Genomic DNA, 15,044 nt, shown 5'->3' on the forward strand with positions numbered 1-15,044 from the left:
TTAATAATTTTTGCTATTAAGAGCTTTTTTATTTAAAATTTAATTATTTTATCCATTTACCACAAGCTTTATCTTGGCAGATTTTATTATTATCTACAACTAATTGACCACGTAAAAATGTTTTGATAGGCCAACCTTTGATTTTTCTACCAGCAAAAGCAGTTAGCGGTTGTTTGCTGTGAAGTTTTTCATTTTCAATAGTATCGACTTTATTCATATCAACAACTACAATATCGGCATCTTTACCAATCTCTAAATTACCTTTATTTGGTAAATTATAGATATCAGCTACATTTTTAGCCATGACTTTCACTAAGAAAGGTAAAGTGATATGACCATTATTTACTTCATTGAGCATTAATGGAAGCATAGTTTCTACACCGCACATGCCAGCAGGAATGGAGAATAAATCACCTTGTTTTTCACTGATGATATGTGGTGCATGGTCAGAAGCGATAAAATCTATAGTGCCATTTTTCAATCCTTGCCAAAGTGCAAGTCTATCTTCTTCATGTTTGATGACAGGATATACTTTCATCATTGGCCCTACACTATCATAATCTTTAGCAGATAAAAATAGATATTGTGGGCAAGTTTCAGCAGTTATATTTACACCATTAGCCTTTGCTTGAGCGACTGCTTCCATTCCCATTTTAGAAGTCAAATGAAGAATATGAAGTCTAGCACCAGTGGCTTTGGCAAGTAGACTAGCTGTTTGGATAGTCAAAGCTTCTGCTAGAGCTGGTCGAGATTGGATTAAAGCTTCGTAATCTTTTTTACCAGATTGTTGCAAGCGTTTAGTTAAAGTTTGAATTAATTCAATATTTTCAGCATGAATGGCGATTATTTTTCCTGTTTTTGCCATTTGTTCAAAAATTTCATAGACTTCACCGTCGCCAAGAGGTGGGATAATATCTTCATCTTTAGGATTGTAATTATAAATTAAAGCTTTTGTTTTGGCATTTATAGCATATCCCCAGAAGAATTTTACAGCACTAGCACCAGTTTCACAAAGTCTAGGTAAATCGCCAAGGTTGATTTCACCTAAAGAAAGACCCCAAATACCATAATCAGCAAAAGCTTTAGGAGCAAAATAATTTGCTTTTTGTAATAAATCTTGCTCATTTAAAACAGAAGGATTTGTATTGGGCATATCAAATACAGTAGTTACACCACTAGCAATAGCAGCTTGTGTGCCAGTTGTAAAATCTTCCTTAGCAGTAGCTCCAGGGTCACGAAAATGACAATGCGTATCAATACAGCCAGGTAAAAGATACTTACCAGAAACATCATAAACCTCATTAGCAGGCTTATCCGCTAAAGAAATTTCAACAATCTTTTCATCTTGTATATAAATATTTCCTAGATAGATTTCATTTTCATTAACAATAAAACCATTTTTTAAAGCTAAATCATACATAAAAAAACTATCCCTCCTAAGAATTATAAAATACATTTTTCCTTTATATAAAAAATAAACTATAACAAATAGCATAACATATTTTTAAAATGCTAAAAATAATAAAAATTACGTTAAAAATTCCGCAGATAAGATTTATAATTTAAGCAATAAATAGTACATATTATTTTCTTATATATGATATAAGAGTAATACCAAACATATCCGCGTTAGCAGACTTTTACGGTATTGAATTTATTTAAATACTAAAATAACACGTAATATCTATTTTCCGCATTATAAAATTTTAATGGTAACTGTTAAGTTATTGAAAATAATTAGCACTGAATACGGTTTTAGTCTGAATGTTTGAGCAAAGCGAGTTTCTAAGCGTTGTATGAAGTGATAATTATTTTCAAAGTTAAAATTTTATCTGCGGTGGATTTCTTTTGTTACTTTTCTTTGTCCATAAAAGAAAAGTAATAATAACTTATTATAGCATAGTGGCAAGTATTAGAATATATTTTATGTTTAATCTCGTTATAGGGATATGTTATAATGATGACTTAGGTTTTAGTTAAATGGAGATGTTATTTTGAAAAATAAAGCTTATGTGTTGTTGTCTTTGGCTGGAATTTTATGGGGTTTTCAGCCTGTAGTGGTGAAATTCATTGTAGCGGAGATGAACCCACCTACTTTAGTATCTTTCCGATATTTATTACTTAGTGCTACTTTATTTTTATTGATGAAAATTACACATAAAAAAGATTTTATACCGCCCAAAAGTTGCTGGTTGCCACTTATAATTATGGGGATAACAGGCGTTAGTTTGAATAATGGTTCACAATTTACAGGGCTACAATATTCTACAGTAGCTAATGCCACTTTGATTGCTGCTATGACGCCAGCTGTTACATCTTTATTAGCTTTTGTATTTTTGCGTGAAAGATTGGCTTTATTACAATGGATTGGAATTATAATTTCGATATCAGGAACATTGTATTTAATCAGCAATGGAAATCTAGATATTATTTTACATATTTCATTTAATTTAGGAGATATATTATTTTTTGTAGCTCAATTAAGTTGGGCAATTTATTGTTTAATCAGTATTCGCGTGATGAAGAAAATGTCTGTATTATCTGTTACAGCATGGGCAGGAGTATTTGGTGCGATTTTTATTGCAATCTATGGTCATTTTACTTGTGGTTTATTTATACCAGATTTATCTATGAAAGCTATGGCTTCATTTGCATATATTGTATGGCTCGGTGGTGTAGGAGCAATGATATTTTGGAATATTGGTGTAAAAAATGTAGGTGCAAGTACAGCTTCCATATTTTTAAATATCATGCCTATTGTGGGGATTGTTACAGCTTCAATAACATTAAATGAAATAATTACTATGGAAGAATGTTTAGGCGCAGTAGTTATTTTATTAGGTGTATATATAACAACACATACAAAGCAAATTTTAGAAAAATTAAATTGGAAAAAGTAAAATAAAGTTAAAATAAATTAATGAAAATAAAATTATTTTTAGCTGAGAAATTTTGCGAAAAAATTAGTTATATAGTATTATGATTATAAAGTATAATGTGTAAAAAGTAGGAGGGTTTCTTTTGAAAAAGCTTGTAGTAACAGGAACAATTTTGCTCAACAAAGCAGTAAATGAAAATGTAAAACACATGGTTATCAAAGCTCCAGAAATTGCAAATCTTGCTGAACCTGGTCAGTTTGTTCATGTGAAGACTTTGCATAGTGAAAACTTTTTGCGTCGTCCATTCAGTATTGCAGATGTAGATAAAAACGAAGGTACAATCACTTTAATTTATCGTATTGTCGGTAAAGGCACAGCTGAATATTCTAGATTAAAAGAAGGTGAAGAATTTAGTATTTTAGGTCCTATTGGTAATGGCTTCAAATTAAAAGAAGGTCGTCCATTGCTCGTAGGCGGTGGTGTAGGTATTGCTCCACTTATCTATTTATCTCGCTTGCTCAAAGACCAAAAACCTATTTTACTTATCGGTGGTAAAAATAAAGATGAAGTATTCTGGGAAGAATATTTAAAAGAATATGCTGATAAAATTTATATCACAACAGATGATGGTTCTGTAGGATTTAAAGGTTTCACTATTCAATTAATGCCTGAAATCTTAAAAGAAAATAATATTGACGCTATTTATACTTGTGGTCCAAATATCATGATGGAAGGCGTGGCAAAACTCGCTTATGAACATGATATTGATTGCCAAGTATCATTAGAAAAACGCATGGCTTGCGGTATTGGCGTATGTCTTGGCTGTACTTTTGAAGGTAAACTCACTAAAAAACGTCGTAAAGTTTGCACAGAAGGCCCAGTTTTTGAAGCTAAGGAGGTATTTTAATGAATTTATCTGTAAAGATTGGTAATCTTGAATTAAAAAATCCTGTAATGGGAGCTTCAGGAACATTCGGATTTGGTAGAGAATATGAAGATTTCCTTGATGTAAATGAAATCGGTGCAATCGTTACTAAAGGCGTTACACCAAAACCTCGTGCTGGTAATCCAGGTGTTAGAATAGCAGAAACTCCTTCTGGTATGCTCAACTGTATCGGTCTTGAAAATCCAGGTGTAGATGCTTTTATTTATGATATTTTACCAAAAATTAAAAAATATAATACTGCTGTTATCGTAAACATTTCCGCAGGTTCTGTAGAAGAATATGCTGAAATGGCATGGCGTTTGGATATTGACGGCGTAGATGCTGTAGAAGTAAATATTTCTTGTCCAAATGTAAAAGAAGGCGGTATCGTTTTTGGTACAGACCCAAAAGCAGCAGCTGCTGTAACTCATGCAGTAAAAACTCATACTAAAAAAACTGTAATTGTAAAACTTTCTCCAAATGTAACAGATATTGTGCAGATGGCAAAAGCAGTAGAAGAAGCTGGTGCAGATGCTATTTCCATGATTAATACATTGACTGGTATGGCAATAGATATCAATACAAGAAAACCATTACTTGGCAATATCACAGGTGGTCTTTCTGGCCCTGCTGTAAAACCTGTAGCACTTCGTATGGTATGGCAAGTAGCAAAAGCTGTAAACATTCCAATCATTGGTATGGGCGGTATTGCAAGTGCAGAAGATGCTATTGAATTTTTGCTTGCAGGTGCAACAGCAGTCGCAGTGGGAGCACATAACTTCATTGATCCATCAGCATTAAAAGTAATTGCAGATGGTATCGCTGAATATATGCAAAAACACAATATTGAAGATGTAAATGAACTTGTAGGAGCATTACAAGCTTAAATAAAAAATTACCAAGTGAATTTTTACTAAATAACCTATAAAGCTAAGAAATATAAGCTTTATAGGTTATTTTTTTATATAACTAATAAAAATCAAAATCAGCTGGTAAAATTTTTTTATATCCTTGAATAGCAAGATTTTAGAGACTATAATAAAAAAAGAAATATTAATAAATATAGGGATTAATAGAAACAAGAGTTGTATTTGAATTGCTCTTCGGAAGTTTCTTTTAATAGCTTTTGCCAGATTAATAGAAACAAGAGTTGTATTTGAATTGTAGCTGGGTTGAACGTGTTGCAGATAATGTATTGATTAATAGAAACAAGAGTTGTATTTGAATTTACTTGGAGATTTAAATGGAACATCATCATAAGAAGATTAATAGAAACAAGAGTTGTATTTGAATTAAAAATCTACGTGTAATTGCCACGCTAGATAATTAAGATTAATAGAAACAAGAGTTGTATTTGAATTTTAACCTCCAATTCTGTTTTACGCATTAACTCAGATTAATAGAAACAAGAGTTGTATTTGAATCCAGTGAAGAAAATTTCACCACCCCATGAAGATATTGATTAATAGAAACAAGAGTTGTATTTGAATAAAAAGGAAAAGATGTCGTTGATAGAAAGGTTGAGATTAATAGAAACAAGAGTTGTATTTGAATATAGTCGTGAATTAAATTCTATCAAACTATAAAAGATTAATAGAAACAAGAGTTGTATTTGAATTAGAAAATGACGATATACTTAATATAGACTTTTACGGAGATTAATAGAAACAAGAGTTGTATTTGAATTCTGTTTTATCCTGACCGCATGGATCGTGATGAAACGATTAATAGAAACAAGAGTTGTATTTATAAAAAAACTTATTGACAGTGGATATAGTTTGTGATATATTAAGTTATGTTGTATTTGAGATGCAACGTATTCCACAAGAAGAAGTCACCACTTCTCACCTTATGGCGTGCTAGTCACTAGGGTTACTAATTAAAACAAAAACGTTTAACGTATATTTTAATTTGTAATATCAGAGGGTGACGTGCGTCATCCTCTTTTTTGTGTATATAATAAAAATAATATATAAATAATGAGGTGTTTTCTATTAGTAAAGAAACTTTAAGAATTAATGGCGAAATCCGCGCTAGAGAAGTTCGTGTGACAGATGCTCAGGGAGAGCAGCTTGGTATTATGTCTACAAGAGATGCTCTTCGTAAAGCAGAAGAAGCTCATTTAGACTTAGTAGAAGTTGCTCCAAAAGCAAAACCACCTGTTTGCCGAATCATGGATTTCGGAAAATATCGCTATGAACAACAAAAACGTGAAAAAGAAGCGAAGAAAAAACAGAAGGTTATCAGTGTAAAAGAAGTAAAACTTCGTCCTGGTATTGAAACACACGATTTTAACTTCAAAGTTAAAAATGCTATGCGTTTTATTGCTGAAGGCAATAAAGTAAAAGCTACAATCATGTTCCGTGGCCGTGAGCTTTCTCATCCAGAAATGGGTAAAGAGCTTTTATTAAAGGTCGCTGAAGCAATGCAAGATGCTGTTACTGTTGAACGCGAACCTAAACTTGAAGGTAAAAATATGATTATGATTTTAGCACCTAAAGTGCAAACTAAAGGAGGAAACACTAATGCCAAAAATTAAAACTCGCAGAGCTGCAGCTAAACGTTTTACAGCTACTGGTTCTGGTGAATTCAAACGTAATAAAGCTTTCAAAAGCCACATTTTAGAAAAGAAATCACCAAAACGTAAACGTAATTTACGTAAAGCAGCTATTATCACTGCTGCTGATCATAAACGTGTAAGCAAAATGCTTCCATACGCTTAATTAATCATTTATTGTTGAAATTTAGGAGGGTAAATAATGCCAAGAGTAAAAAGTGGCGTAACCGCTCATGCACGTCATAAAAAAATCTTAAAATTAGCTAAAGGTTATAGAGGAGCTAGAAGCAAACAGTTCAAAAAAGCTAACGAACTCGTTATGAAAGCTCTTTACTATGCACGTAGAGACCGTCGTGCGAAAAAAGGTGAATTCCGTAAACTTTGGATCGCTCGTATCAATGCTGCTACTCGTGCAAACGGTATGTCCTACAGCCGTTTCATCTGCGGTTTAACAAAAGCAGGTGTTCAGGTTAACCGTAAAATGTTAGCTGACGTTGCTATCAACGATGCAGCTGCATTTGCTAAACTTGTTGAAGTTGCAAAAAGCAATCTCTAATATAAAAAATAAAAGCTGTTTCTAATTTCAGATTAGAGACAGCTTTTTTTGTTTGTTTAAATTTGTATGAAACTGACTAAACAAGTATACATTGTTTAAATATGTCAAATACTGTATAATAAATAAGAATGAATTTTATTTAGAGATAAATAAAAGTATTTAGGAGGATTATAAATGGCATTAGTTAATGAAAATTATCTAAAATTACAAGGTAGTTACCTTTTTGCTGAAATTGCACATCGTGTGCAGAAATTCAAAGCTGAAAATCCAGAAGCTGAAGTTATTAGCTTAGGTATCGGTGACGTTACATTACCATTACCACAAGTTAGTATCGAAGCTATGCATAAAGCTGTTGATGAAATGGCTAATAAAGAAACTTTCCGCGGTTATGGCCCTGAACAAGGTTATGCTTTTTTACGTGAAAAAATTCGTGATGTAATTTATAAATCTCGTGGTGTAGATATCGAAACTGATGAAATTTTTGTCAGCGATGGTGCAAAATCTGACTGCGGTAATATCCAAGAAATTTTTGGCGTAGATAATACTATTGCTATTACTGACCCTGTATATCCTGTGTATCTCGATACAAATATCATGGCTGGTCGTACAGGTCTTGTAAAAGAAGATGGAACTTTTGAAGGTGTAGTATATATGCCATGTACTGCTGAAAATAACTTCACTCCAGAACTTCCAAAACAGCATGTAGACATGATTTATTTATGTAGCCCTAATAACCCAACTGGTACTACTTTATCCCGCGATGAATTAGCTAAATGGGTTAAATATGCTAAAGAAAATAAATCTATCATTTTATATGATGCAGCATATTCTTACTATATTACAGAAGAAGATGTACCTCATACAATTTATGAAATTGAAGGCGCAAAAGAAGTAGCTATTGAATTCCGTTCTTTCTCCAAAACAGCAGGTTTCACTGGTACTCGTTGTGGTTATATCGTATTACCAAAAGCTGTTAAAGGTTATACAAAAGACGGTAAAGAACAAGCTTTAAATCCTCTTTGGAATCGCCGTCATACAACTAAATTCAATGGTACACCTTATATTATTCAGCGTGGTGCAGAAGCTGTACTTACTGAAGAAGGACAAAAACAAGTAAAAGAAATGGTTGGCTACTACATGGAAAATGCAAAAATTATCCGTGAAGGTTTAGCAAGCCTTGGTCTTACTGTTTTCGGTGGTGTAAACTCCCCATATGTATGGCTCAAAGTTCCAGCAGGCATGACTTCTTGGGATTTCTTCGATAAACTTCTTCATGAAGCAAATATCGTAGGTACTCCAGGTTCTGGTTTTGGCCCATCTGGCGAAAATTATTTCCGTCTTACTGCATTTGGTAGCCGTGAAAATACATTAAAAGCTGTAGAACGTATTAAAACACAGTTAAAATTATAATGTAAATTTAAATATAAAAATGACCTTTAATAGTTATTTATGTCAACTGTTAAAGGTCATTTTGTCTTAATATAATAAAGTAAAAATTTATAGTATCGGAGTTCTTATGGAAATAAAAGAAGTTAAAGATAACAAAAAACAATTTCTTTCATTATTATTGTTGGCAGATGAACAAGAAAATATGATTGATAAATATATTGATAGAGGCATAATGTATGTATTAGATGATGAAGGAATAATAAAAGCAGAATGTATTATAACAGATGAACAAAATGGTGTATTGGAAATAAAAAATCTAGCTGTAAAACCTGAATATCAAAGAAAAGGTTATGGTAAAGTAATGATAGATTTTATTATCAAAAATTATAAAGAAAAATATTCTATATTACAAGTTGGAACAGGAGATAGTACATTAACTATTCCTTTTTATGAGCAATGTGGATTTATTCGTTCACATTACATAAAAAATTTTTTTATAGATAATTATGAACAACCAATATATGAAGATGGCATTCAATTAATAGATATGATATATTTACAAAGAAAATTAAAATAAATTTACAGTAAAGTAATAAATTATGAAAAATAATAGTAAAATATTTTTTATGTTAGTAATTTTGTCAGTAGCTATAAGCTGTTAGTAAGAATAAAACCATGATTATGAATTTAGCACCATTATTTGTAATGTGTTAAAAGCTTTAAAATCATGGTTTTGTTCTTTTTAAGAAAGAATTGGTAATGAAAGGTAAAGTTCTTTTGTTACTTTTCTTGTTTATGAAAGAAAAGTAAATATAAAATAGATAATTGTTCATTTCTGTAGTGATAAAGAAACGAACCAAAGAAATCACCCGCTCACGCACTTTTTACTTTGTCAAAGATAAAAATATATCAACAACGTTCTAAATTCGCAAGGCTCAAACAGTAGAACTAAAAGCGTAGCTATATTTTTATCTTTGCCAATAGCTAATAGCTACCGTAAAAAGATGCTAAAATGCGGGAAATGGTTAGGTGTTATTAAAGATTTTCAATAACTAGCGTTACCATTAAAATTTTAAAATGCGGGAAAAGTTAGGTATTATTTATTGTTGTTCTTTTGGTGTTTTTATTGGTCATGAAAGAAAAGCAATCGGACTATACGAACATTTGTTGTAATAGTCCTTTTTTTATTTGTTGCCAGTGTTCTAGCTGGGCTTTTTTGTTATCAATTTTTTCATTTAGTTTATCAAAAAGATTTCCAATTTTATTTTGTTCTTCTATATTTGGTACATAAACATTTACTTTAGATAATTGGGGTGCGGTTAATTGAGGAACACCAGTTGATTCATTAAAAATATGAATAAAATTAATAGATTCTGTAAAAAATGTAAAATTAATATTTATATTAGGTATTAAAACTAATAAGCGTACAATAGGATAATAGAAAGGTTCTCTTGATAAAGCAAAACCAACATTAATACCTCTTCCAGTAACAGTAATACTAGGTTTATCAATTTTATATATATTAGAATATCCATATAGTCCATTATTAGTTAAAGCATTAGCATATACAGGATATTTGAACTCTATAGAATATTGTTCAGAAAAATTTTCTTTATTGATATCTCCACCTGCTTTTATAGTGAATAAATCGCCTAATTTTTTCTTTTTCCAATTAGGATAATTATTGCCGTTTTTATCTTTAAAGCGTAGTTTTTGGCTAAAGATTTGTTGTAGTAATCCTTTTTTCTGATTTTCTAGGCTAGTGATAGTATTTGCTAGGTTTTTTATTTTTTTATCTATTGTACTAAAAAAATTAGCAATTTTTTCTTGTTCGTGTAAAATTGGTATATTGAGTAAGATATTTTTACAAATATCTTGATTTAATTTTGGTTGAGCAGTACCTGTATTATATTTATTATAATTTAAACGTTCTAAGGCTTCACAAAGGAATTTATTTAAATATTGTGATTTTGTTTTTAAAACATGAGCATGATTATTTACCCAATATTTTCCAGTAGCTATATAACAAATAGGATAATTTCTATCTATAATATTCGCTCCGTCTTCACTTAATAAAACAAGTTCTTCATCAAAGATATAATTATTTATATAGTCAATAATACCAGAAGCACCATAATAAGGATATTTACCATGTATACGTTCACTTTGTTCTAATGGTTTTCTTTTATTATCTAAAAATTGAACAATATCACCTAATTTTTTCTTTTCCCATTGTGGATAATCATTGCCGTTATTATCTTTAAATCTTAATTTTGGTATATTCAATATATCAACCTCCAATCTTATATTTTTAAAACTAATTTAAACTTTTATTTTAAATTTGCTATTTGGTTGTATATAAGGTAATAAAATTAATTCGCTGTCTAATAATTTAGCAATGGTATTGATTTTATTATCTTTTTTTTGTGCATGGGTGATGATTTGCATTTCTCCTGCGTAGCGTGCATAAAGGGCATTATCTAAGGTAATAGAGCCTATTTCTCTAGGGACAATATATTCAGGGCAGATATATATTTGTTTGAATAATGCTCTGCTTTCTTGGGTGCGAATGGCTCCGTCTGCTTCATCTAGGCGAGCGGTGAAGGTGTTTTGTTGTAAGGTTTTTAGTATATCTTTATTTTGTGTTAATTTTTTTGCTTTTAATAAGATATATTCATCAGTTAAATTGGCTAATTCTTGGATTTCGTCTTCTGTAGGTAGGCTATCGCCGATAAAAATGGAGTCGATACCGAGTAATTTTAGATGTCGCATGGCAAGGCTGGCTGTTTGATAGCGGTGTATTTCTAATGTTGGCAAGCCTTTTTTGATTGGAGAGCGAGCTTTGTTATAGCTAGGTATGAAAGCACCTACGGAAATATTATATTTATGAAGTAATTCGTTTTGTTGTTGTAATTTTTTTACGTTTAGACCTGTACCTTCACGAGGATAAAAGTTATGGAGTGCATCAATATGTTGGAAATCTGTTTGGTAATGATTTAATTCATCAAGAAATTCTTGAGTGATGGTTGAGGCATTGAATTGTAATTTTATATTTTGATGACTTAATTTGGCTATTTGTTCGGCACTGTAGCCAAAGTCTAAGCGAAGTGTTGTTATGCCGAGAGTAGCTAATTCTTGGATATTTAATGTATCTAAATTTAATAAGGCTAAAGTATTTGGCGATACATCACAAATTACTTCCATATTATATTTTTGTGTGAGTTTTAAAATTGTCTGTAAATCTTGTTGAAAATGGGAAATATCTGTTTCTGGTATATGAAATGAGGTAAAAATGCGATTGAGATTATATTTATGGGCTAGATGAATTAGATTTAAATTTTCTTCTAATGTATTATCTAAGCCAAGATAAATGGAAATGCCGTTTTGCAAAATATCACTCCTCGATAGGATCGTTAAAGCCGATTATTAATGTGGCGATAAAGCCGAAAATATAGGCTGTGAAAAGTCCGATTAAATAGCAAAGCATTTTATCTGTACTAGCTGTGAGTGGTAGACCAGATAAGCCAATGGAGGTAGCACCTACATGGAAAAATGCTTGGACTGCACCACCGAAAGCACCGCCGATACAAGCGGAGATAAATGGTTTACCAAGTGGTAAGGTTACGCCGTAAATCAAAGGTTCGCCAATGCCCATGAAGCCGACAGGAAGGGCAGAAGCTATGGTTTGTTTTAATTTTTGATTTTTAGTTTTGAGATATACAGCGATAGAAGCACCGACTTGCCCTGCGCCTGCCATGGCTAATATAGGTAAAAGGATAGTAACGCCGTATTGATTGAGCAGTTCGGCGTGAATAGGTGTGAGTCCCTGGTGAAGACCAGTCATAACGAGTGGCAAGAAGATACCGCCGATGATAAAGCCAGTGATAGCACCACCGGAATTAATTGCAGATGTTACGAGTACGCCGATAGTCTCGGCGATGATACCGCCGATAGGTTGTAAGATGAATAGAGCAGGGAAAGTGGCGATTAAGATTACGAGTAGTGGCGTTAAGAATAAATCTAAAATTTTTGGCACGATTTTGTGTAATTTGTTTTCTAACCATGAGGAAAAAGCTACTACTAATAAGACGGCAACGATACCACCACGACCTGCGAGTAAATCTATATTAAATAGGCTGATATTGTTGAGCATGGGGTGTGTGATGATGGCTGCCATTGTACCACCGAGCATAGGAGAAGCGTGGAATTCTTTGGCGGTGTTGATGCCGACAAAGATATTTAAGCCGAAAAATACAGCATTTCCTGCTATTTGTAAAACTTGGATTGCAGGGTAGTTTGTAAGTGTAGGATCAATTTTAAAAGCGATATTTAATAATCCTGTGATTAAACCGCAAGCGATAAATGCAGGTATAAGTGGCATGAAGATATTAGAAATGCGTTTCAATAATAATTTAAAAGGTGTAGCATTTTTTTTGCGGATTTGTTGATGAAGTTCTTCGGCATTGCCAAATTGTTTTTGATTGTTATTTGTATCTTGATTTGTATTTTGAGCATTAGTTTCAAGATTTTTATTTGCATATAATTTTTTGAATTCAGAAGTTACTTCATTTACTTTTCCAGGGCCTAAGATGATTTGTAGTTCATTATCATTTAAGTTTACGCCTAAGACGTTAGGAATATTTTTTAATTCTTTTAAGGGTAAATTAGCGATATCTTCTGTGTTTAATTGTAAGCGAAGTCTAGTCATACAATTAGTTATTTTTAAGATAGAAAATGACTTCATAAGTTCATAGATAGCAAAAGCTGTTTGTTGTAAATTCATAGAAACCTCGCAATTATTTTTTCATACTATTTAATGATTTGGAGATAAAACCTTCATTATTATTTAAGCTAGAGAGTGCTTCTTCATAGGAGATATTGGCAAGTAACATTAAAATTGCAGGTTTTACTTTGCCTTGAGTGATAGCTAAAGTATCAATAGCAGTTTGTCGGTCGCAATTAGTAGCTTCCATTAATATACGTCTTGCTCTTTCTTCGAGTTTTTTATTAGATGATTTTACATCAACCATTAAATTGCTATAGACTTTACCCAATTTTATCATGGTACAAGTAGAGAGCATATTTAAAATCATTTTTTGGGCAGTACCTGCTTTCATGCGTGTGCTACCTGTGATTGCTTCTGGGCCAGTCAAAGCTTCAATGGCGATTTTTGCATGGGAGCTGATTTCACTATTACTAGTACAACTGATGGCGATAGTCAAGGCATTTATGCTATTGGCAAAATCTAATCCGCCGATTACATAAGGAGTTCTACCGCTGGCTGCGATACCGACAACACAGTCTTTGGCGGATAAATTTTTTGCTTGTAAATCTTCTTGAGCAAGAGTCAAAGAATCTTCTGCACCTTCTTGAGCTTTGAAGATTGCATTATAACCACCTGCGATAATTCCCTGTACCATTTCAGGGTCAGTGCTGTAAGTTGGTGGACATTCCACAGCGTCTAAGATGCCAAGTCTGCCTGATGTGCCAGCACCGATATAAAATAAGCGTCCGCCGTCTTTGAGGCGAGATGTGATTTCATCAACAGCCATGGCAATCTGTGGCAATACATTACGGATAGCGATAGCTACGCGTTTGTCTTCTTCATTTAGAAGCATACACATTTCCAAAGTGGATACATTATCAATATTTAATGTATAAGGATTGCGTTTTTCAGTTAAGAGATTGTTTAAATTTATCATAAATAAAAGATACTCCTTTAAAAATATTTAATACATTTTTTCATTATAGATAATGGCTTTTTTATTGGCAAGGATAAGCTAGAAAATTTTAATTAATTTTAAATAATATTTTAAGTATAATTTAATTTTTTCATGATATATTTAATATATAAGATGTACATAAATAAAAAAAGATGTATAAAAGGTTGTGTAAATATGTTAAAATTAATTAAAGGACGTTTGAAAAATTTTATAGGAATAATAGCCTTAGCATGTTTTTTGTGTAGCCCTGTGAGTTATGCTGTACAATTATCCACAGTAAGTGCAGCTCCTCGTCATGAAGAAAGACATGATCCACCACCTCCTCCACCAAAACATGATAGACACGATAAAGATGATGATAATGATTACGATAAAGGAGATATCACAACTGCCGTGTTAATTGGTGGCGTAATTGGTGCAGTAATTGCTAAAAATACTTGATGTTTAATTTAATATGTATATAACTTTTAGATAGGGAGGATAGCAAAATGAAAGAATTATTTTCTAAGCGAGCGAAAAAAATTATAACAACTGTATCATTATCTTGTTTCTTATGCAGTCCAGTGAGTTATGTTTGTAGTATGAATCAAGCTTCAGCAGCAGCTTTGAATACAAATGTTGCTTATGAACAGCAATTCAATACAGTCGGCTTTGATAAAGATGATCATTGGAATAGGGGTCGCTCTGATGAGGATAAGGATTGGAAAAAACCACCTCCACCTCGAGATGATGACAGAGATGATAAGCGACCACCTCGTCATGATAGAGACGATGATGATTGGACTCCACCACCACCTCGTCATGATGATGATGACGATGATTGGGATAGAGATAGACCTCCACGTCATGACCGTGACGATAGAGATGACCGCGATGATGATAGCGACAAAGATTATGATAAAGGCGATATCACAGCTGCAGTATTAATCGGCGGTGTAATCGGTGCTATCATTGCTAAAAACACTTAATAATATTATTAAATGATTTGAAAATTAAATATCGCAAAATAAATAAG

15 protein-coding genes and 1 CRISPR repeat array are annotated in these 15,044 nt (G+C 32.3%); of the genes, 10 read left to right on the forward strand and 5 right to left on the reverse strand.

Going from position 1 to position 15,044, the window contains the following annotated elements; genetic code table 11:
- Positions 1–43: 43 nt before the first annotated feature.
- Positions 44–1,420: a dihydroorotase gene (locus GXM21_RS03775; protein WP_008538467.1), complete on the reverse strand. Its 1,377-nt coding sequence runs from the start codon at positions 1,418–1,420 to the stop codon at positions 44–46.
- A gap of 574 nt (positions 1,421–1,994) precedes the next feature.
- Here GXM21_RS03775 and GXM21_RS03780 point away from each other — a divergent pair.
- The 8 genes from GXM21_RS03780 to GXM21_RS03815 all read left to right on the forward strand — a co-directional run bounded on the left by GXM21_RS03780 (position 1,995) and on the right by GXM21_RS03815 (position 8,883).
- On the forward strand, positions 1,995–2,900 hold the full coding sequence (locus tag GXM21_RS03780; protein ID WP_008538466.1) for a DMT family transporter: 906 nt from the start codon (positions 1,995–1,997) through the stop codon (positions 2,898–2,900).
- Positions 2,901–3,021: 121 nt separating this feature from the next.
- Positions 3,022–3,786: a dihydroorotate dehydrogenase electron transfer subunit gene (locus GXM21_RS03785; protein ID WP_008538465.1), complete on the forward strand. Its 765-nt coding sequence runs from the start codon at positions 3,022–3,024 to the stop codon at positions 3,784–3,786.
- Positions 3,786–4,691, forward strand: a complete 906-nt coding sequence (locus tag GXM21_RS03790) for a dihydroorotate dehydrogenase (RefSeq protein WP_008538464.1) — start codon at positions 3,786–3,788, stop codon at positions 4,689–4,691. Before GXM21_RS03785 ends, GXM21_RS03790 begins: the two co-directional genes overlap by 1 nt.
- A 179-nt stretch (positions 4,692–4,870) precedes the next feature.
- A CRISPR array of direct repeats spans positions 4,871–5,556; the repeat unit is 31 nt; unit sequence AGATTAATAGAAACAAGAGTTGTATTTGAAT.
- A gap of 232 nt (positions 5,557–5,788) precedes the next feature.
- Positions 5,789–6,343: a translation initiation factor IF-3 gene (infC, locus tag GXM21_RS03795; protein ID WP_008538463.1), complete on the forward strand. Its 555-nt coding sequence runs from the start codon at positions 5,789–5,791 to the stop codon at positions 6,341–6,343.
- Positions 6,330–6,527, forward strand: coding sequence for a 50S ribosomal protein L35 (gene rpmI / locus GXM21_RS03800; protein ID WP_008538462.1), 198 nt, complete (start codon positions 6,330–6,332; stop codon positions 6,525–6,527). Before infC ends, rpmI begins: the two co-directional genes overlap by 14 nt.
- A 36-nt stretch (positions 6,528–6,563) precedes the next feature.
- On the forward strand, positions 6,564–6,917 hold the full coding sequence (gene rplT, locus GXM21_RS03805; protein WP_008538460.1) for a 50S ribosomal protein L20: 354 nt from the start codon (positions 6,564–6,566) through the stop codon (positions 6,915–6,917).
- A 174-nt stretch (positions 6,918–7,091) separates the two neighbouring features.
- Complete coding sequence (locus GXM21_RS03810) at positions 7,092–8,327, forward strand: LL-diaminopimelate aminotransferase (RefSeq protein ID WP_008538459.1); 1,236 nt, start codon at positions 7,092–7,094, stop codon at positions 8,325–8,327.
- Positions 8,328–8,433: 106 nt separating this feature from the next.
- The gene (locus GXM21_RS03815) at positions 8,434–8,883 is read left to right on the forward strand and encodes a GNAT family N-acetyltransferase (RefSeq protein ID WP_008538458.1); all 450 of its coding nucleotides are present in this window, start codon (positions 8,434–8,436) and stop codon (positions 8,881–8,883) included.
- A gap of 575 nt (positions 8,884–9,458) precedes the next feature.
- Here the strand turns inward: GXM21_RS03815 and GXM21_RS03820 are convergent.
- Genes GXM21_RS03820 through murQ form a run of 4 tightly spaced genes read right to left on the reverse strand, consistent with a single transcriptional unit; the run spans position 9,459 to position 14,008 of the window.
- A complete protein-coding gene (locus GXM21_RS03820) occupies positions 9,459–10,592 on the reverse strand; it encodes a restriction endonuclease subunit S (RefSeq protein WP_008538457.1) in 1,134 nt (377 codons plus the stop codon).
- A gap of 36 nt (positions 10,593–10,628) precedes the next feature.
- On the reverse strand, positions 10,629–11,696 hold the full coding sequence (locus GXM21_RS03825) for a DUF871 domain-containing protein (protein ID WP_008538456.1): 1,068 nt from the start codon (positions 11,694–11,696) through the stop codon (positions 10,629–10,631).
- A gap of 4 nt (positions 11,697–11,700) precedes the next feature.
- The gene (locus GXM21_RS03830; RefSeq protein ID WP_008538455.1) at positions 11,701–13,089 is read right to left on the reverse strand and encodes a PTS transporter subunit EIIC; all 1,389 of its coding nucleotides are present in this window, start codon (positions 13,087–13,089) and stop codon (positions 11,701–11,703) included.
- Between the two features lie 13 nt (positions 13,090–13,102).
- Positions 13,103–14,008, reverse strand: a complete 906-nt coding sequence (gene murQ / locus GXM21_RS03835; protein ID WP_008538454.1) for an N-acetylmuramic acid 6-phosphate etherase — start codon at positions 14,006–14,008, stop codon at positions 13,103–13,105.
- A gap of 195 nt (positions 14,009–14,203) precedes the next feature.
- Here murQ and GXM21_RS03840 point away from each other — a divergent pair, with 195 nt between their 5' ends.
- Both GXM21_RS03840 and GXM21_RS03845 read left to right on the forward strand, forming a co-directional pair.
- Positions 14,204–14,470, forward strand: a complete 267-nt coding sequence (locus GXM21_RS03840; protein ID WP_008538452.1) for a hypothetical protein — start codon at positions 14,204–14,206, stop codon at positions 14,468–14,470.
- Between the two features lie 47 nt (positions 14,471–14,517).
- The gene (locus tag GXM21_RS03845; RefSeq protein WP_008538451.1) at positions 14,518–14,997 is read left to right on the forward strand and encodes a hypothetical protein; all 480 of its coding nucleotides are present in this window, start codon (positions 14,518–14,520) and stop codon (positions 14,995–14,997) included.
- Positions 14,998–15,044: the final 47 nt, after the last annotated feature.

This window comes from Megamonas funiformis (genome assembly GCF_010669225.1).
Taxonomy (GTDB): Bacteria; Bacillota; Negativicutes; order Selenomonadales; family Selenomonadaceae; genus Megamonas; species Megamonas funiformis.

What these genes read in the sequence shown, in the direction of transcription:
- GXM21_RS03775 (WP_008538467.1), bottom strand. Translation starts at nt 1,420, where the DNA reads ATGTATGATTTAGCTTTAAAAAATGGTTTTATTGTTAATGAAAATGAA.
- GXM21_RS03790 (WP_008538464.1), top strand. Translation starts at nt 3,786, where the DNA reads ATGAATTTATCTGTAAAGATTGGTAATCTTGAATTAAAAAATCCTGTA.
- rpmI (WP_008538462.1), top strand. Translation starts at nt 6,330, where the DNA reads ATGCCAAAAATTAAAACTCGCAGAGCTGCAGCTAAACGTTTTACAGCT.
- rplT (WP_008538460.1), top strand. Translation starts at nt 6,564, where the DNA reads ATGCCAAGAGTAAAAAGTGGCGTAACCGCTCATGCACGTCATAAAAAA.
- GXM21_RS03810 (WP_008538459.1), top strand. Translation starts at nt 7,092, where the DNA reads ATGGCATTAGTTAATGAAAATTATCTAAAATTACAAGGTAGTTACCTT.
- GXM21_RS03815 (WP_008538458.1), top strand. Translation starts at nt 8,434, where the DNA reads ATGGAAATAAAAGAAGTTAAAGATAACAAAAAACAATTTCTTTCATTA.
- GXM21_RS03830 (WP_008538455.1), bottom strand. Translation starts at nt 13,089, where the DNA reads ATGAATTTACAACAAACAGCTTTTGCTATCTATGAACTTATGAAGTCA.
- murQ (WP_008538454.1), bottom strand. Translation starts at nt 14,008, where the DNA reads ATGATAAATTTAAACAATCTCTTAACTGAAAAACGCAATCCTTATACA.
- GXM21_RS03840 (WP_008538452.1), top strand. Translation starts at nt 14,204, where the DNA reads ATGTTAAAATTAATTAAAGGACGTTTGAAAAATTTTATAGGAATAATA.
- GXM21_RS03845 (WP_008538451.1), top strand. Translation starts at nt 14,518, where the DNA reads ATGAAAGAATTATTTTCTAAGCGAGCGAAAAAAATTATAACAACTGTA.